This is a genomic window from Bacillus sp. DWP3-1, assembly GCF_049896565.1.
Taxonomy (GTDB): domain Bacteria; phylum Bacillota; class Bacilli; order Bacillales; family Bacillaceae; genus Bacillus.
Genome location: NZ_JAFCUN010000008.1, coordinates 54796 through 73370 on the forward strand (window position 1 = coordinate 54796; position 18575 = coordinate 73370).

Annotated in this window: 19 protein-coding genes and 1 pseudogene; 17 read left to right on the top strand and 3 right to left on the bottom strand. The window is 40.3% G+C overall.

Annotation, left to right across the window (positions count from 1 at the left end):
• Positions 1 to 67 precede the first annotated feature (67 nt).
• The gene (locus ACP7A0_RS16790; protein WP_375566500.1) at positions 68 to 1066 is read left to right on the top strand and encodes a S66 family peptidase; all 999 of its coding nucleotides are present in this window, start codon (positions 68 to 70) and stop codon (positions 1064 to 1066) included.
• A gap of 29 nt (positions 1067 to 1095) precedes the next feature.
• Here ACP7A0_RS16790 and ACP7A0_RS16795 read toward each other — a convergent pair whose 3' ends face one another.
• The 3 genes from ACP7A0_RS16795 to cls all read right to left on the bottom strand — a co-directional run bounded on the left by ACP7A0_RS16795 (position 1096) and on the right by cls (position 3595).
• Positions 1096 to 1350: a hypothetical protein gene (locus tag ACP7A0_RS16795; protein ID WP_060597502.1), complete on the bottom strand. Its 255-nt coding sequence runs from the start codon at positions 1348 to 1350 to the stop codon at positions 1096 to 1098.
• A 73-nt stretch (positions 1351 to 1423) separates the two neighbouring features.
• Positions 1424 to 2386 (bottom strand): UV DNA damage repair endonuclease UvsE, encoded by a 963-nt coding sequence (uvsE, locus tag ACP7A0_RS16800; protein ID WP_375566498.1) that lies wholly within the window; start codon positions 2384 to 2386, stop codon positions 1424 to 1426.
• 12 nt (positions 2387 to 2398) lie between these two features.
• On the bottom strand, positions 2399 to 3595 hold the full coding sequence (gene cls / locus ACP7A0_RS16805; RefSeq protein ID WP_060597500.1) for a cardiolipin synthase: 1197 nt from the start codon (positions 3593 to 3595) through the stop codon (positions 2399 to 2401).
• A 143-nt stretch (positions 3596 to 3738) separates the two neighbouring features.
• Here cls and ACP7A0_RS16810 point away from each other — a divergent pair, with 143 nt between their 5' ends.
• The 16 genes and pseudogenes from ACP7A0_RS16810 (at position 3739) to rpoE (ending at position 18557) form a co-directional block, all read left to right on the top strand.
• Positions 3739 to 5850 (top strand): heterodisulfide reductase-related iron-sulfur binding cluster, encoded by a 2112-nt coding sequence (locus ACP7A0_RS16810; protein ID WP_066031609.1) that lies wholly within the window; start codon positions 3739 to 3741, stop codon positions 5848 to 5850.
• Positions 5851 to 5952: 102 nt separating this feature from the next.
• Positions 5953 to 7128, top strand: a complete 1176-nt coding sequence (locus ACP7A0_RS16815) for an acetyl-CoA C-acetyltransferase (protein WP_426005818.1) — start codon at positions 5953 to 5955, stop codon at positions 7126 to 7128.
• Between the two features lie 19 nt (positions 7129 to 7147).
• Complete coding sequence (locus tag ACP7A0_RS16820) at positions 7148 to 8011, top strand: 3-hydroxybutyryl-CoA dehydrogenase (RefSeq protein WP_106038968.1); 864 nt, start codon at positions 7148 to 7150, stop codon at positions 8009 to 8011.
• An 11-nt stretch (positions 8012 to 8022) separates the two neighbouring features.
• Positions 8023 to 9135 (top strand): acyl-CoA dehydrogenase family protein, encoded by a 1113-nt coding sequence (locus tag ACP7A0_RS16825; RefSeq protein WP_106038969.1) that lies wholly within the window; start codon positions 8023 to 8025, stop codon positions 9133 to 9135.
• 16 nt (positions 9136 to 9151) lie between these two features.
• Positions 9152 to 10294, top strand: a complete 1143-nt coding sequence (locus tag ACP7A0_RS16830; RefSeq protein ID WP_034660310.1) for an acyl-CoA dehydrogenase — start codon at positions 9152 to 9154, stop codon at positions 10292 to 10294.
• A gap of 353 nt (positions 10295 to 10647) precedes the next feature.
• On the top strand, positions 10648 to 10839 hold the full coding sequence (locus ACP7A0_RS16835; RefSeq protein WP_034620267.1) for a hypothetical protein: 192 nt from the start codon (positions 10648 to 10650) through the stop codon (positions 10837 to 10839).
• Positions 10840 to 10848: 9 nt separating this feature from the next.
• Positions 10849 to 11744: pseudogene (locus ACP7A0_RS16840) on the top strand (protein rep); the annotation flags it as partial.
• A gap of 203 nt (positions 11745 to 11947) precedes the next feature.
• Complete coding sequence (locus tag ACP7A0_RS16845) at positions 11948 to 12118, top strand: hypothetical protein (protein ID WP_189293832.1); 171 nt, start codon at positions 11948 to 11950, stop codon at positions 12116 to 12118.
• A gap of 13 nt (positions 12119 to 12131) precedes the next feature.
• A complete protein-coding gene (locus ACP7A0_RS16850) occupies positions 12132 to 12809 on the top strand; it encodes a hypothetical protein (RefSeq protein WP_278022957.1) in 678 nt (225 codons plus the stop codon).
• A gap of 1249 nt (positions 12810 to 14058) precedes the next feature.
• Positions 14059 to 14349: an uberolysin/carnocyclin family circular bacteriocin gene (locus tag ACP7A0_RS16855; RefSeq protein WP_003214902.1), complete on the top strand. Its 291-nt coding sequence runs from the start codon at positions 14059 to 14061 to the stop codon at positions 14347 to 14349.
• A 160-nt stretch (positions 14350 to 14509) separates the two neighbouring features.
• Positions 14510 to 14689 carry a hypothetical protein gene (locus ACP7A0_RS16860; protein ID WP_278022956.1) on the top strand — a complete coding sequence of 60 codons (180 nt, stop codon included), beginning with the start codon at positions 14510 to 14512 and terminating at the stop codon, positions 14687 to 14689.
• Positions 14690 to 15384: 695 nt separating this feature from the next.
• The gene (locus tag ACP7A0_RS16865) at positions 15385 to 15831 is read left to right on the top strand and encodes a hypothetical protein (protein ID WP_278022955.1); all 447 of its coding nucleotides are present in this window, start codon (positions 15385 to 15387) and stop codon (positions 15829 to 15831) included.
• Between the two features lie 13 nt (positions 15832 to 15844).
• Positions 15845 to 16375, top strand: a complete 531-nt coding sequence (locus tag ACP7A0_RS16870; RefSeq protein WP_003214631.1) for a stage II sporulation protein M — start codon at positions 15845 to 15847, stop codon at positions 16373 to 16375.
• Positions 16376 to 16405: 30 nt separating this feature from the next.
• Positions 16406 to 17020 (top strand): ATP-binding cassette domain-containing protein, encoded by a 615-nt coding sequence (locus tag ACP7A0_RS16875; RefSeq protein ID WP_278022954.1) that lies wholly within the window; start codon positions 16406 to 16408, stop codon positions 17018 to 17020.
• Entirely contained in the window at positions 16999 to 17502 is a 504-nt protein-coding gene (locus ACP7A0_RS16880; RefSeq protein ID WP_278022953.1) for a hypothetical protein, read from the top strand. Before ACP7A0_RS16875 ends, ACP7A0_RS16880 begins: the two co-directional genes overlap by 22 nt.
• Before the next feature lie 512 nt (positions 17503 to 18014).
• Positions 18015 to 18557 (top strand): DNA-directed RNA polymerase subunit delta, encoded by a 543-nt coding sequence (gene rpoE, locus ACP7A0_RS16885; RefSeq protein ID WP_034660308.1) that lies wholly within the window; start codon positions 18015 to 18017, stop codon positions 18555 to 18557.
• The last annotated feature ends 18 nt before the right edge of the window (positions 18558 to 18575 follow it).

Sequence of the window (18575 nt, forward strand, 5' to 3'; positions counted from 1 at the left end):
AAGCCCTTTTGATAAGGGGCTTTTTTTGTTAGGATAGAAAAAACTCGTGTAGGAAGGATCTGATGGAATGAAGGGGCTTCGGCGATTACAAAAGGGAGATAAGATCGGTATTTTTTCACCTTCAAGTCCTGCATCAGCGACCTCGCCTCTTAGGTATCAGCGGGCGAAGAAGTGGCTTGAGCAAAAAGGATTCATTGTGGTACTAGGATCATTAACAGGGAAAGAGGATCACTACCGTTCAGGTACAATTCAAGAACGAGCCGATGAGCTGAATGAGCTAATGGCTAGAGAGGACTTGGCGTGCGTTATGTCAATGATTGGCGGGACAAATTCAAATAGTTTGCTGCCTTATCTTGATTTTGAGCTGCTGAATCAACATCCGAAAATCATGATCGGTTATTCAGATGCGACAGCGATTCTTTTAGCAGCCTACGAAAAAACGGGACTGCCTGTATTCTACGGACCGGCGCTTGTCCCATCTTTTGGAGAGTTTGAACCGTTCGTCGCTTATACATATCAGTCGTTCGAAGACATCCTGATGCAGCCTCAAACCATTCCTTATCAGGTCAAAAAACCACCTTTTTGGACGGATGAACGAATCAATTGGGAAGAAAAGACGCGTGATAAAAAGCAGCGTCCGAACGATTGGCTGTGCGTCATAGAGGGACAGGCAGAAGGCAGGTTGATTGGCGGAAACCTGAATGCCATGTACGGCATATGGGGCAGTGAGTACATGCCAGCCATCCAAAAGGGAGACATTCTCCTCATTGAAGATTGCATGAAAACCGCTTCGGTTGTAGAAAAAAACTTCTCTTTATTGAAAGTAAATGGAGTGTTTGAGCGGGTATCAGGTATTCTTTTGGGAAAACATGAGCTGTTTGATGATGAGGGAACGGGAAAAGAACCTTACGAGATTTTACTTGAGGTGCTTGGAGAGACAAAGAGACCGCTCATCGCAGATTTTGACTGTGCCCATACACACCCAATGCTTACGATGCCAATCGGGGCACAAGTGAAAATGGATGCAGCTTCAAAACAAGTTTGGTTGACAAAAGAGTGGATATAACAAAAGAGCGGCCTGAGGGCTGCTCTTTTTTATGATACCTGCTCTTTTTCAAATGGCTGCAAGAGATCTTGCGCTTTTTTCCCCTCTACGACAATTAAGTAGTCAGACTCTAAATGAGTGAGCCTGAAGGTTTCAAGCTCTACGATGTTCTTGATGTTGCACATTGTTTTTTTAGAATACACATATAGACGATGTTGAGCCTGGTGGCATCTTTCATAAAGAGAAATAAGCTTATGTAAATTCAATGCTTTCGCAGCGATTTGGATTGAATAGATTTGAGACATCTTCATATCCTCCTGTTAATAACTTTCTCACAATAGCTTTGTTACCCTTGTTTGCATAGGGATAAACCTTTCTCTATGATTTCCACTCAATGGTTCCTCCGCCTGTTCGCTTGTTGCCTCTTATCGCAGACAGCTCTTCGACAAGTCGGAGCAGTGCCTGATCCTTTAACTTCGCCTCAATCATAAAATCTACATCACGCCCATACGGTTTTAATGCATGAAAAAGCGGTAAGACAAAGGACATATCTACACCATCTGCATGACTGCGTATGGCTTTTTCTGATTTAGGTGAGGATAAATGGATTTTAGGCGGAATGCCAGTGCTCGTCCAAGTGTCGAACATTCTTGGCAGGATGTCTTCAAGCGCGGCATCGTCATCTTTATTGGCCACGTGATGATGGTAATCAAAAACAAATGGAATACCGTGCTTTTCACATACACCAAGGGTTTCTAACGACGTATACGTTTTGTCATCATTCTCAAGCGTCATTCTCGCCTTGATATGCGCCGGAAGCTTTTGGATATTGTCATCAAAACGTTGAAGCGCCGATTCTTTATCACCGTACGCACCGCCCACATGAATGTTCATATAGCCTTCCTTTTCGAGCTTCATCGCTTCAAGCATTTGATAATGGTACGTCATATCGATCACGGCATTTTCTGTGATTGAAGGCTTTGGGCTAGTAAACAAGGTAAATTGATTAGGGTGAAAGCTCACACGTAGCCCATGCCGTTTCACCAACTCGCCAATTTCAAGAAACTCCTTTTGAAAAGGTGTCACAAAGTCCCAGCGCACATCGGGATGGGTCGCGAGCGGGACGATCGAACTTGAAAAACGGTAAAGCGGGATATCATGGGCAATGGCGAAATAGAGCGTTCTTAATGTATTCACGAGATTGGCTTTCGTTGTTCGCAATAAAGCCTCTTCTCTCTCTTCCTTTGAGAGCTTACTGTATCTTGCAAAGGTCAGCGACTTGGCAGGAGAAGCTTCCCACAAGGTGACGGCATTGGATACATAACCAAATCGATAACGCATAGGTCATCTCCTTTATAAAAAGTACGAGAACATGGCGCCAACCCATTCCAGCGGACGTGACAAAAGCGGACGCTGGGTCATTTTCTCCTCTGTCATAAGCTCAGACACTTCCATGTGCTCCCGAATTTTTTCCTCTACGTGTGCAGTAAAGTCGGCATCATCAATGGCGACGTCTACTTCCTCATTTAGAAACAAGCTGCGTTTATCAAAATTTGCCGTGCTAATCATACAGCGTCTCTGGTCAATTAGAATGGCTTTCGCATGATAAAATCCTTTATAAAAACGATACACAAGGCAGCCAGAGGCAATGAGGTCCTTCAAATAATGAAATCCAGCCTCTTTGACAAGTGGATGATCCGCTTTCATTGGGATGATGATTTCAACCGTGACACCTCGCTCTCGTGCATCAAGCAGTGCACTCAGAAGAGGGGCAGATGGAATAAAGTAAGGCGTACAGATGATGATCTGCTTTCTCGCCTGCTGAATATCTTTGAGAAACAAAGCTTCTAAAGAAAAACCAGCAGTCGCGCGTGTTGTGCATTGTAGTGTTCCCGGTTCCAAAGCAGGAAAAACCTCATATTGCAGCTGATGAATGCCAGATGACCGGTATAAATCATTCAAAAACACATGCTGGAGATCTGCGACAACTTGCCCTGTCATGCGCAAATGATAATCTTTCCAAATGCCAAACTGGCCATTTTTTCCAACATATTCATCGCCAATATTAAACCCGCCAATATAGCCAATCTTTCCATCAATCACCGTAATTTTACGATGATTTCTCATGTTTAACCGATAAATCAAAAAAGGGAAACGAGGCTTATTTAAAAAGTAAAATTGGATGCCGCTTTTTTCTAGCATATCAATGGACTTTTGATCAAACGGATAGGACCCTAGTCGATCGGTCAGCAAAAAGACTGAAACCCCTTGTTCCGCTTTGGCTTTCAGTGCTTGTAAGACCCTTTGGCCAATCTTGTCGTTCTTTACAATAAAGAACATCATATGAATAGAAGAAGAGGCCTGTTGAATATCCGCGAGCAGCTGATCAAAAAATGGTTCGCCATCATGATAAAAAGCTGCATCACCGCTTGTTTTATCAAAAGACCGTTCAAAAGCGCGGGTAGAAAAATATTTCTTTCCCATATAAAGGTCTACCATCACGAGAAAAACGATGGCAATGAGTACGAGTAGGATGATCAATGCGATCATGAAGCTTCCTCCTTTTTTGCATATTTCAATAGTATACCCAAACGTGTAAAAAATATTGACTGAATGCTCATTCATTATTTATGATAGAGGTACAACATAGAAACGGAACAAAGTGGTTTTTGGGGAATGAAAGGGGGAGCAAGATGAATAGCCTTTTAATAATGAACTTGATCGCATTTGCGGCGGTGACCGCTTACGCTGTGTATTTGTTTATTTATCTCATTCGAACACGAGCGGCGTATATTCGTCTTGGTAAAAAAGAAGAATTTCAACAAGACATGAAGAAACGCTTAGAGCGTGTTTGGGTCAATGTGTTTGGGCAAAAGAAGCTGTTAAAGGACAAGAAGAGCGGCATCATTCATGTGCTGTTTTTCTACGGATTTATCCTTGTACAGTTCGGAGCCCTTGATTTTATTATGAAGGGACTCGTTCCGGGCAGCGGACTCCCTTTAGGTCCGCTTTACGGCTTCTTTACCTTTTTCCAAGAGGTGGTCACACTTCTCATTTTAGTAGCCGTTGTTTGGGCATTCCATAGAAGGTATGTGGAGAAGCTTGTCCGTTTAAAACGAGGCTTTAAATCAGGTCTAGTGCTTTTATTTATTGGCGGCTTGATGCTGACAGTCTTACTGGGGAACGGGATGAACATCATTTGGCATGGACACTCTCTATCACCAACTGAGCCAATCGCCTCCAGTATTGCTTTCTTGCTGGGCGGAATTTCACCTCTTGCAGCAACGGTCGTTTTTTATGTCGCATGGTGGGTGCATCTCCTTATTTTGCTGACATTCTTAGTATATGTCCCGCAGTCAAAGCACGCTCACCTCATTGCAGGACCGGTGAATGTATTTGCCAGCAGATTAGACCCGCCAGGCAAGCTGCAAAAAATTGATTTTGAAGATGAGACACAAGAGACCTTCGGTGTGGGAAAAATTGAAGACTTCCGTCAGTCACAGCTGATCGACCTTTACGCCTGTGTGGAATGCGGGCGATGCACAAATATGTGCCCGGCAACAGGAACAGGGAAGATGCTGTCTCCAATGGATTTAATTTTAAGGTTAAGAGATCATTTAACAAATAAAGGGGCCGCCATTACATCGAAGACACCATGGGTCCCGCAGCTTGCCTTCAGGCAGACAACAGGAAATCAGCTGGCGCTGCAGGCGAGAGGAGCAGGTGCAGAGGAATCGGCGGCCAGCTCAATGTATCATCCTTCTCTCATTGGTGAGGTCATTACAGAAGAAGAAATTTGGGCATGTACGACGTGCCGAAACTGTGAAGACCAATGCCCTGTCATGAATGAACACGTCGACAAGATTATTGATATGCGCAGATATCTTGTGCTGACCGAAGGGAAAATGGATGCAGATGCACAGCGTGCCATGACAAGCATTGAGCGCCAAGGGAACCCGTGGGGATTGAACCGGAAAGAAAGAGAAAATTGGCGTGAACTGAGAGAAGATGTGCATGTGCCGACAGTAAAAGAGCTGAAAAAAGCAGATCAAACCTTCGATTATTTATTCTGGGTTGGTTCAATGGGGGCATATGACAATCGAAGCCAAAAAATTGCGCTTGCCTTTGCAAAGCTCCTCAACGAAGCAGGGGTCTCCTTTGCCATCCTAGGCAATAAAGAGAAAAACTCAGGCGATACACCAAGAAGACTTGGAAACGAATTTTTATTCCAAGAGCTTGCTGCAAAAAATATTGAAGAATTCCAGAAAAACGGGGTCACAAAGATTGTGACAATTGATCCGCACGCCTACAATTTATTTAAAAATGAGTATCCAGACTTCGGACTTGAGGCAGAAGTGTACCATCATACAGAATTACTGGCAGAGCTAGTGAAAGAAGGGAAAATAACGCCTGTACATGAAGTGAACGAAGTGATTACCTTCCACGACTCTTGCTACCTAGGCAGATATAACGAAGTGTATGATCCGCCGAGAGACATTTTAAAAGCCATCCCTGGTGTGACGCTGAGAGAAATGGAGCGTCATCGTGAAACCGGTATGTGCTGCGGTGCAGGCGGGGGCTTAATGTGGATGGAAGAAGAGACAGGTACCCGGATTAACACTGCCCGAACGGAGCAGGCGTTACAGGTGCAGCCGTCCATCATCAGCTCAGGATGCCCTTATTGCCTCACCATGCTGGGAGATGGCACGAAGGCGAAGGAAGTAGAGGAGCAGGTAGGCACATTTGATGTCGCAGAACTTCTTGAAAAATCAGTGTTTGGTGAGGCTGGAAAGCAGGTTTCGTAAACAAAACAGGCCGATGAATAGGATATTCATCGGCTTATACATGGCGCTGTACATCAGCTGCCTAGATAATATGTAAGCGGTAACAAATGGGAGGGGACATACATGAGAACGACGGTCATTGTATCTGGAGCAAGAACACCATTTGGAAAACTAGGCGGTGCTTTCAGTGGGTTGACTGCCGCAGAACTAGGCGGAATAGCGATCAAAGCTGCGCTGGAAAGAGTGCCGAGTTCGCATCATGTGGATGAGGTCATCATGGGAAGTGTTTTGCAGGGAGGACAAGGTCAGATTCCTTCAAGGCAAGCAGCAAGATATGCTGACCTTCCGTGGTCCGTTCCGACGCAAACTATCAATAAAGTCTGTGCATCAGGAATGCGCAGTGTGAGCACAGCAGATCAAATCATTCGAGCTGGAGATGCTGAGGTCATCGTAGCGGGCGGTATGGAATCCATGTCACACGCCCCTTATTTGCTAAAAAAAGCGCGATGGGGCTACAAAATGGGAGATGGTGCGGTACAAGATGCGATGATTTTAGATGGATTAACCTGTTCGTTCACAGGCGTTCATATGGGTGAGTATGGGAGCATGGCTGCAAAGGAGCTTGGTATCACGCGGGAAGAGCAAGACCTTTGGGCACTAAGAAGTCATGAACGGGCCATCGAAGCGCAGAAAAACGGCTTTTTTCAACAGGAAATCACCCCAGTCACCGTCAAGACGAAAACGGGAGAGCGGCTGATCACAGAAGATGAATCCCCGCGGCGTGATACGTCATATGAACGACTGTCAAAGCTCATGCCTGTTTTTGATCAAACGGGTACCATTACCGCTGGAAATGCACCAGGTGTCAATGATGGAGCAAGTGCGCTTCTTTTAATGAAAGACACATATGCGGAGCAGCATGACGTAAAGCCAATGGCAGTCGTGCTTGGGCATACGCAGGTAGCCGTAGAGGCAAAGGATTTTCCGAAAACACCAGCCTTTGCCATCGAGAAGATTTTACAGAAAACAGGCAAGCGTCTAGAGGATATCGATCTCTTTGAAATCAATGAAGCCTTCTCAGCTGTGGCGCTGGCATGTGAAAAAATAACCGGGCTGGACCGGCGGAAAATGAATATCAATGGTGGTGCAGTAGCGCTTGGTCATCCCATTGGTGCAAGCGGAACACGTATCATATTGACCTTGATTCATGCATTGAGACAAAGAGGCGGAGGCATTGGCATCGCGGCGATTTGCAGTGGAGGCGGTCAAGGAGATGCCATCATGATAAAGGTAGATTAAAAGGGAGGCGTTCATCGTCATGAGTACAGAAGAGACCGTCATGGTCGTTGGAGCAGGTCAAATGGGATCAGGCATTGCCCAAGTTTTTGCTCAGTCAGGCTACACAGTCCTGCTGCATGATGCATCTGAAAAGCAGATTCATCGAGCCATTTCCTCCATGACCAAACAACTGACGAAACGAGCAGAAAAAGGAAAGCTGGCCCATCAGGCAGTCCGAGATATTACGCAGCGGCTTGCCGTTTCCACAGATTTAAAGGACGTGCAGCAGGCTCATTTAGTGATTGAAGCTGCATCTGAACAAATGAGTGTGAAGAAACAAATCTTTGAAACACTTGATCAATTTGCAGAGGCGAAGACGATATTTGCAACAAACACATCTTCCTTGTCAATCACAGAATTAGCAGCTGTTACGGGGAGACCGGAGCAAGTGATTGGCATGCATTTTATGAATCCGGTGCCTGTCATGAAACTGGTTGAGGTCATTCGAGCGCTGCAAACAAGTGACGACACGTATCAAATCGTTTATGAAACAGCAAAGACATTAAACAAAACCCCAATTGAAGTGGAAGACTTCCCAGGGTTTGTATCAAATCGCATATTGATGCCAATGATCAATGAAGCCATTTACACCCTTTATGAAGGCGTGGCAGATGCAGAAAGCATTGACGGGGTCATGACGCTTGGAATGAATCACCCAATGGGGCCGCTTCGTCTCGCTGATTTCATCGGACTAGATACATGTTTATTTATTATGAATACCCTTCATGAAGGACTTGGGGATAGCAAATACCGACCTTGTCCTCTTTTGAAAAAATACGTAAATGCAGGCTGGCTGGGCAAAAAGACAATGAGAGGTTTTTACACATACCACGACCACTCATAGGGGGAGTCAAGATGGATGTTTTGCTTACGGATCAACAGCGTCTCTGGAGAGAACAGGCAGCAGAATTTGCAAGACAGCGTGTATTCCCTGAAGTGGAAGCCATGGAACAAGGTCAGTTCCCAAGAACACTTTTAGCTGAAATGGGACGCCAAGGCTTTCTAGGAATTCCAATACCAGCTTCGTATCAAGGCTTAGGAGCAGATTTTACAACATATATCATTGCGATTCATGAATTATCCAAAGTGAGTGCGACTATCGGTGTCATTGTGTCCGTTCATACATCTGTTGTGACGATGCCTATTTTGGCTTTTGGAACGAATGAGCAAAAAAAATCCTATGTTCCGCTGCTTGCATCCGGGCAGAAACTGGGGGCATTTTGCCTGACTGAACCCAAGGCTGGCTCAGATGCCTCCAGTATTCAGTTAAGAGCGGAGCGGGCAGGCGACCACTATGTGTTAAATGGTACGAAAATGTTTATTACAAGCGGCGGGGAAGCAGAACTGTATCTTGTCTTTGCAGTGACAGACCCTGCCTCTGCGAAAAAAAATATATCGGCGTTCATTGTCGAAAAAGATACACCAGGATTTACGATCGGAAAAGATGAGAAAAAGATGGGACTGCATGGGTCAAAAACAGTAACGCTTCATTTTGATGGTGTGCGGATTCCAAAGCAGCAGCTGCTCGGTGCAGAAGGAGAGGGCTTTCACATAGCCATGTCTAGTTTAAATGCGGGGAGAATCGGTATCTCGGCTCAAAGCCTTGGTATAGCAGAAGCCGCATTAGCGGAGGCAGTGACGTATTTAAAGCAGCACCCAGCAGGTCTAGAAACGACCATTCGGCTGGGTGATTTGGCGGCGAAGCTTGAAGCAGCCAAGCTGCTGGTCTATCAAGCGGCTTCTTATAAAGAGGCGAATCGTCCGGTCACAAAGGAAGCATCAATGGCAAAGCTATTTGCGTCAAAAACGGCAGTTGAGATCAGTACAGAAGTGATCCATTTGCTCGGCATGGATGGTTATACGAATCGCTATCAAACAGAACGTTACTTTCGTGATGCGAAAGTTTGTGAAATCTACGAAGGAACAAGTGAAATTCAAAGGCTGGTCATTTGTAAACAGCTAATATGAAACGAGGTGGCTCATGATGCAGTTTCAATTAAGTGATGAACATGAAATGATCCGAAAAATGGTGAGAGATTTTGCGAAAAATGAAGTAGAGCCAACAGCAGCAGAGCGGGACGAGACAGAAACGTATGATCCAGCTATTTTTCGCCAAATGGCGGAGCTCGGTTTAACGGGTATCCCTTGGCCGGAAGAGGTAGGCGGGATCGGCAGTGACTATTTAGCCTACGTCATCGCAGTTGAGGAGCTTTCAAGAGTGTGCGCCTCTACAGGCGTCACCCTCTCCGCTCACACCTCTCTCGCCTCGTGGCCCATCTATACTTTCGGAACAGATGAACAAAAGGAGACCTATTTAAAGCCGCTTGCAGAAGGACAGAAGGTAGGGGCATACGCACTCACTGAGAGCGGTTCAGGTTCAGATGCCGGTGGAATGAAGACAACGGCAGTAAAGGCAGGCAGTGAATACGTCCTGAACGGTGCGAAAATCTTTATTACAAATGGCGGCATTGCGGATTATTATATTGTGTTTGCCGTGACAGACCAAGAAGCTGCATCTCGAAATACAACCGCCTTTATTGTAGAAAAAGAGACCCCCGGGTTCTCGGTTGGCAAAAAGGAAAGCAAACTGGGCATCCGCTCATCGCCAACGACTGAAATTCGATTTGAAGATTGCCGGATTCATGAAAGGAACCGGCTCGGACAAGAAGGAGAAGGATTCAAAATAGCCATGATGACGCTCGATGGCGGTAGAAACGGTATTGCTGCTCAGGCTGTTGGGATTGCACAAGGCGCTCTTGATGCGGCGGTCCATTATGCGAAGGAGCGCAAGCAATTTGGCAAACCAATCATACAGCAGCAAGGGATCGCTTTTAAGCTGGCAGATATGGCAACTGCAATTGAAGCCTCCAGGCTGCTTACTTATCAGGCAGCATGGCTTGAAACGAAAGGGTTTCCGTATGGAAAGGAATCAGCTATGTCAAAGCTCTTTGCTGGAGATACAGCCATGAAAGTAACAACAGAAGCCGTTCAAATCTTCGGCGGCTACGGTTATACAAAGGATTACCCAGTCGAACGATACATGCGAGATGCGAAAATCACTCAAATTTATGAAGGCACACAAGAAATCCAGCGCCTAGTCATCTCGCGCAAACTGCTAGATATGTAGAAACCAAGCAAAGACCACCTGACGTGAGGTGGTCTTTGCTTGGTTTGGTTCATGAAGCATTAATCACTAGCATTATCCAAAGTTTTTTTATTTTTAGGGTTGTAAAAGGATAGTGTCGGCAACAGGGAACAGCTTTAAAGTATGAGTGATTTGTAACTGGTGAAGTAGTGAGTATTGGTACATGTGAATTGGCAATATACATACTAAAGAATTAGACCTCAAGAATGATATAGCTATAACCCACATACAAGGTAATAGTCAGGTTTTCCTGAATTTAAGATGATTTCCAGTATCGATCCATATTATATTGGCATTATGTTAAAATTAAGAAAATAAAAATATGGGAGGTTATTATGACCACAACTACTACCATTTTAGCAATTGTGACTTTGGTGATATGGATCATGGTTTCCGCAGAACTTTCGAAGTCTTCAAAGAAAGATCACAATGAAAAAGAAAATAGCCGTAGAAAATTAATTGTTTTAATGCTTGCAGGCATCATATTGACCATAGCAGTAGTCATCTCATTACTTCAGAATCTTTAGCTTTAAAATAAACGTATCGGTGCGCCTTATTACGGGAAAAGGCAGAGAAAGTATGTGATTGTTTGGAATGTCTTGCGTTTAAGAGAGAGCGAGAAACGGGCAGACTACGATTATATCAAGCCTATTTTTGTAAAGTGAGGTTATGCCCTATGTGTGCGTGGCGAAGGTCATTGAAAATTGCTTATCACAACAAATTGATCGTTGAAGAAGCCAATCGGCAATATAAGCCCGCATGGATATTTCTCACGTTGACAGTAAAAAACGTTGAGGGCGATGATCTGAAACAGACCATTTCGGATATGATGAAAGGCTTTAATAGATTGATGAAATATAAAAAAGTTGATTCTGCTGTGCGTGGGTATTTCAGAGCTTTAGAGATTAAGAAAAATCATGAAGAAAATACATATCATCCGCATTTTCATGTGTTAATACCTGTTCGTACTAATTACTTTGGTAAGAACTATATTAATCAAAAAGAATGGACAAGCCTTTGGAAGCGTGCAATGAAATTGGATTACACACCTATTGTGCATGTGCAGCGGGTCAAAGGGAAAAAGGGAATCGATGCAGAAGCGATTGAAAAAGAAGTCCGCGAAGCAATGGAAGAACAAAAAGCCATTCTTGAAATCTCGAAGTATCCTGTTAAGGATACCGATGTGATACGTGGTAATGAAGTGACCGAGGAAAATTTGAATACGGTCTATTATTTAGATGATGCACTCAGTGCACGGCGGTTAATCGGCTATGGTGGGATTTTGAAGGAGATTCATAAGGAACTCAATTTGACGGATGCTGAGGACGGGGATCTGATCAGAATTGAAGAAGATGATGATGAGGTGGCGAATGAGACATTTGAAATCATGGCTCATTGGCATGTTGGCATCAAGAATTACATAATCACATAGAAAAGGATGCTCTTACTGGACCCTTGAAAATATTAAGGTGCGCTTTAAAGATCAGGTCAAAGATTTTCATAGCAAAATCGGATTTATTAAAGCAAATATCTTAGACAAAATGGAGATGAAAATTTTTAAGAAATATTTTAATTTATTGTAAAAAGTTGTATCTTATAATATTATTGTTTCAATGGTTAGAAGGGAGTCCAAAAATGTTAAAAAAGTTTGAATGGATAGGTTTTATTATTGCTATTTTAGGATTAGTTTCTACTATTTTTTTAGAAAGACAGACTTATTATTACTCTTATATTGCAATAGGGATCGGGGCAGCAATTACATTTATTTCTTTCTTTTCCAGGAAACTTGTTAAGAAACAAAAATAGGAGGTTTTATTTTATGAAGAAAGTATTTATTCTTATTTTAATGTTAACATTAGTTTCCACTGGGTTTTCCCCTTTTATAAATTCAGTAAATGCAGAGGTTAACAATAGTGTAATACCTATTAATAGTACATATGAATATGAAGTTTTGACTGATAAACCTACATATCAAAAAATAAAAGTAGTGAATAAAGAAACAGGCGAAGTTGAATACTTAGAAAGTTTCAAAAAGAATAATGAATATTCATATATAGCGACAACTAAAGATGCTGTTTATGATATTGAATCAGACGAAAAAGAGGTTACAGCTACTAATAGAGATACGGGAAAAGAAGAGATTACTGTATCTAAACTTGATGAGATTGTAGAAGATAAAAGTAGTATAATTCAAACTCGTAGTGGTTGGTCAACTGTTAATAGTTATAAATCTTCAGGTTCCCTTAATACAACAGTTGTAACAACAATTGCTGGTATAATTGCTTCAATTTATGGAGGACCAGTTACAGGAGTGGTAGTTACTATAGCTGGAGCGTATGCTTCAATCAAAGCTCCGAATACATATTTTCGGGTACAACAACAAGCGAAAGTAGAAGGTAATGCTTATTATAGAAGAGATGTTTTCAGATGGTATAAATACCATGATTATACAAAATTTTTAGGTCAAACAACTTCAAAAACTTGGAGAATAAGATAACAAATGATGACGCGTCAAAAACTAAACCATGACTTATATTTATTAAAAGTCATGGTTTAGTTTAATTGTTTTTCTCGTCGTTTTCTTTTTACTGAGTGTGCCATTCGTCAATATGGTCATCACTGGATAATAAAGAACAGGCTGAAGAGCCTGTTCTTTTGTTTCTTAATAAAACTATAAAAGTGTATTGTTATAAAAGCATATTTCAAGGCTTGAGAATTATTGAGAACTATATAACAAGTTCATCTCATTCACTAATGTGTTTAAACTTTGCAGAAATGTCAAGGTTCGCCCTCATTTCTAAGGTGATGGTTATGATTCTGCCTACATAAATGAGCAATGCTTTTCTTGCCCGAATATCTGGATTTAAAGAAAATACTAAAATGACTATACAGACGACTAATGCAAAAATCAGCCATTATTTTTCATCATACGTTCAAAGATTTGAATAAAGGGTTTCTATTTTGATATCAAATTGAAGTCGAGACAACTCAATATGAGTGTCTCGATTTTTTTTGGAATTGAGGAAATTGATTCAATTTAACTGGGTAATTCAATCCATTTTCTTCTTTTTCGACCCCGATTCGTAGGGACTTATGTTGTGTTTTAGAGAATAGTATGTTTATCACATTTTCTAAATGTTACAATTTTGCAAAAGCTATGATAGGAACTGAAATGTATAAAAATACTGATATATTTCCAAAAATGAACCGCTTCCTAATACAGGATACGCTTCTTCTCTCCAATAGGGTCAATGTGTATGATTGTACTTCCCATTCCATTCATCATTTCCCTTGAATTCAAAATAAAATCAACTCTTTTTTCACATCCATGACATGATCATTCAGTGCTTTTTAAACTTGGGCTCTGTCTTTAACGAAGATGAGCTCCGATTGTTGAAGAATGTCTCAGTAATAACTGAAGTACTACAATCAGGAAAAGAGTATCTAATAAAAAAGTTCATCATGAAAGTTTACCTGCCTCTAAGATAAGGCACTGAAGATCTGACACGAATTGATTTTTTAATAGTGTTTATCAGAAATTCTGACTAGATTTTTATGGAATCAGAGCATTTTATGCTATTACATAAGTGCCCTGTAAAAATGGAAAATGAACGTAAATCCTGATAAAAGCTGATTATAAATACCTTGAATTAAATAAATATTACAAATTTTCCAAAAAGATATTGAAATGTAATTTACTTCTTGCTAGACTAAAGAAGTAGTAAATAATCGAAGGAGGTCATATTATGACGAAAGCAACAGATTCTAAGTTTTATGCTTTATTATCGCTGTCACTTCTTGCGGTAACATTAGTAGCTTTAGTGATTGGTAATGGTTCTTTGATTGCAGCAAATCTGGGTGTTAGTACTGCAACTGCGGCAACAGTAGTTAATTTCTTAGATACTTGGTCCTCAGTAGCAACTGTCATTACAATCGTTGGTGTTTTCACTGGCGTAGGCACAATTAGTTCAGGTGTAGCTGCTGCTATCTTGGCTATTCTTAAAAAAGAAGGAAAAGCGAAAGCTGCTGCTTTTTAATCTTAAAAAAAAATCATCTCAATCTTTATTGAGATGATTTTTTTTCCAAAAGTGTATTGATATCAGATGAAACAGCGTTCAATAGACAGTGACTTAAAAACTAATTTAACGTTTTATGACCATGCGGCTTGTAATAAAACATTAATTAGGAGGAAATTTTATGATAAAAGCAAAAAATCTTGGCTCATTCTCACTATTGTTATTTGCAGTTACAATGGCATCTTTAGTCGTTGGAAATGGTTCTTTGATAGCAGCCAATCTATGTGTTAGTACTGGGGCTGCTGCTGCTATTTTAGTTGTACATAAAAAACAAGGGAAAGCCAAAGCTGCTGCTTTTTAAAACGACTTATGCCTAAAACAAATAAACTATTTAAAATATATGATCAAAGTATAATGGGGTACCTCAATTATATTGGGATGATTCTTTTTTCTTTCATTGTTATGGTAGCGTTGATTTTCTATCGGGGCGAGATTCCAATCACTTACCTAAACAGCTTTGTTTTTATTTCAATATACATTGTAGCTACAGCTAATATTAATCGTTGTGTATTACCGTATAGAAGACAGCAGCCAGGCTTGGTCTTTATCTCTAAACAATTGTTGTTGAAACATTTATTCTTTACGATTAAAAAAGGATATTCAGTTCAATTACTTTTGGCTTGTTTCATCGCTTTAACCTTTTTGTTAGTAGAAAATCAATATTTCATTATGATACTAGCACTTATTGTCGTGATGCTTTCTTTTGCATCTCAATTATTGTCGGGTCTATTCAATATCATAAACAGAATACTCCTTTTGTTGCAATTTTGGTATATCATAACGTCCGTTTTTGAAGCAGTTATGATACTGCAAATAGTACAGTCTCTTCTTATTTACATTTACATAAGTAATTCTCATAGGATACCTTTGACAACTGGACTTTCCTTCCTAAAAAGTGCGAATAAGCAATATAGGTTTGGAAATATTCTGTATTTATTTTTGTCTTATATCACTAGTAATAAAATATTAATCATCTTAATAGGCGCCTTAGTATCAGTGCTTACTTATTTCGCCCAATCCTTTATAACGAAAATAGAAAATCTGCCTGCGCTCATTTTAGTCTATATAAACTTTATTACGATCTTAGAAATCTTAATAGGGTCGAAAAAGGAAGAGATTGTGCTTGATAAGGCAAGAATCGAGACGCTGCAAGCCTCTTTGATTGTGAGTCCGTACGAGAGGTTTAAATCTAGTACGATTTATTTACTATGTCTTGTACTGATTTTTGTAAGTGTGTGTGGAATAGTCGGAGTAATGATAAACACGTCCGATATCTCAATCATCCTTAAAAATACGTTATCGCTGCCTTTAATCATCTTTATTGGGGTCGTATATTTCAGAAAAACAGAACTATTAATCAACGATTATGAACATAAGTTACTGAAGCTGTCCTTGCCGATTTTATTACTCATATGCATTACAATTTTCACGATTACTTCATGAAAAGAGGAGGAAAATGATACATAAAAGATTGAAATATTTTCTGTGGTACTACTCTATCTACTGTATATTGCTGATAGGTACAGGGATTTATCTTGGGAATATAGTCAACAAAGATTTGTTTGAAGCAGCACCACCAACTTCGGGCCAGGAATTTATGTCTGTAGTCCTGACGCATAACTTAACGAACTTTGCCATGTATTTACTGGGTTTCTTGTTGTCGCCGTTATTTCAAATAATGGATTTTGGAGGTTCATCCTTCGTCATTACGATGGGGTTTAGAACGCTAGGAGCACAAGAAGCTTTAGGTAAACTAATTCCTCATGGGCTATTAGAATTTCCAAATATGTTGTTTTATCAAGGAATAAGCCAGTATGTGCTTTTCACACTAATTTATACGAAATCAATTAAAGCTGCTTTAGGTGTCATGAAAAAAATGATTCCTTATTATCTGCTATCGTTAGTCATCCTAATAATCGCTGCTTTTATTGAAGGGTATGATTCTTTATTATTTTCTATCATTATCAATCATAGATGGTTTTATTGAAGACTCTATACGACAGAGAAGGGGATTCAAGTGGGATTAGAATTTGTAGAATGTACGAAGAAGTTCAAAAACAATATCATACTAGATAAAGTGAATTTTTCAATTCCAACAGGTCTCTTTCATTTAGTGGGGAGAAATGGTGCAGGTAAAAGCACTCTCCTTAAAATGATAGCTGGTTTAGATAAGAGGTACTCTGGAGAAATTGAGACAAACAAAGAATCGACTCTTTATTTAAATGTGGATCCTATTGGCATTCACCCATTTACAATTAGAGAAAACCTAGAGATTCTGTGGAATACATTTAAAATTGTGCCGACTGAAGAACAAATGGGTAAAGTGATTGATTTTTTTGATGGTAACCTAGATGGTTCGTATAGCAGAGCATCTACGGGTATGAAAGCAAAGGTAGGATTATCTTTATTATTCGTAAAAGATTGGGAAACCATACTAATTGATGAAACCATGTCATCTCTAGATTCAGAGAGTATAGAGATGCTATCTGAGAGGCTAGTGAATCTCTCTATTAAAAAAATTTCAACCACCATATATGTTTCCCATAGCATGGTGAATAAACGCTTAAACGATCATTCAAGCATTGTGAGTATAGGGGATGGGAGGTTATTATGGAACAACGTCCAAGAATAACATCATTGATATCATTGGTCATTTTTATTCTGGCCAATTATTATTTCGTTACTTTTGCTATTGAGTTGAATGGCTACATTTCGCAACTAGATGATTTAAGAGCTTTGTTAGAGGATATGTCCTATGAAACGATGCTGAATCTAATTGTTGTTATTACAACAATTCTAACCACCATCAGTCTATTAGTTCAGTATCTCATCGCAAAATTCTTATTAATCATCTTTGCTCCAGAGGTTAAGGGTTATTTGTTTTATGCTCTAATTCCTAAGATTATCATTATGTTTATTAATGTAATATGTATGGGGATCTTGCAAATGCAAAGCTTATGGCTGTACCTTTTCACGGCACTCATAGGAGCAGTGTTGATCTTGTTCTTTTTTCAATACAAAAAAGCGAACTGGAAAGCATCGATTCTCTTTGCAGCACCATTTATTATAGATGCTTTAATTTCCTTAGGAAAAGAAATAGTCGCTGTACTGTAATGAATAATAAGTAGAGCATGAACTTTCAAGTGAAACAAAGCTTGCGAAAAGAAGTAAAGGTATTCACATAAATATCGAAAAAAGGTTTATACAATTTTTTCATTATAGGTACACGTTAACTTAACCCATTGACGTGTGCCTTTTTATAAGCTTTATAAAAAATGGACAATCACTTCATCCGAACGATAGCTAAACAGATGCTGTTATCTTGTACAGTCATTTTATTCATTCATCAGTGCTGCCTTTGGTTGTTCAAATTTTTATGTTTGGAATGAATAGAACGGCATACAAAAGCATGCCGCACACAAGAACCAGTCCAATTTCACGCATATGAAGGACCTCTAGGTGCGCCCCATGAGAAAAAATCAAAAATTAACATGATTAAAGGTGGCATAAACTCCTCTAATTTGTTTATAATGAGAGGTATGGTTTGTCGTAAAAATAAGGGATAAACACTTATTATTTCACTGATAAATGGATACATACATGTAATAGAAAGGGAGTGTCTGACCTTGAGTTTGAAAGAATACTCACAGGAGCAGCTCAAGCACATGTCTTTAGTTGAACTTGCATATGAAATTTTCAGAGACAGCAAAACACCGATTACGTTTTCCGAGTTAATAGATGAAATGGTCCGTTTACAAGGGATACAAAAATCTGATCTTGATGATCGACTTGCTCAATTTTATACAGACTTAAATATAGATGGCCGCTTTATTTCGTTAGGTGATCAGAGATGGGGACTTCGCAGCTGGTATCCAGTTGATCAAATCGAAGAAGAAGTTCAGCCAGCTGTGAAAACAAAAGCGAAAAAGAAAAAAACAAAAGCAGCTGTCGTTGAAGAAGACTTCGATGAGATTGAAGAGGAAGAAGAAATCGAAGAGCTTGAAGAAGACCTTGATCTTGTTGAAGACGACGATGATCTCGACCTAGACGATGATGAGGAAATTGACGAAGATATAGAAGACTTCGACGAAGACGATGACGACGAAGATGATGACGGCTTAACAGAAATTGACGAAGACGATTTAGACGATAATAAGGAAGAAAAATAACCCTCACAAACCGGTCCT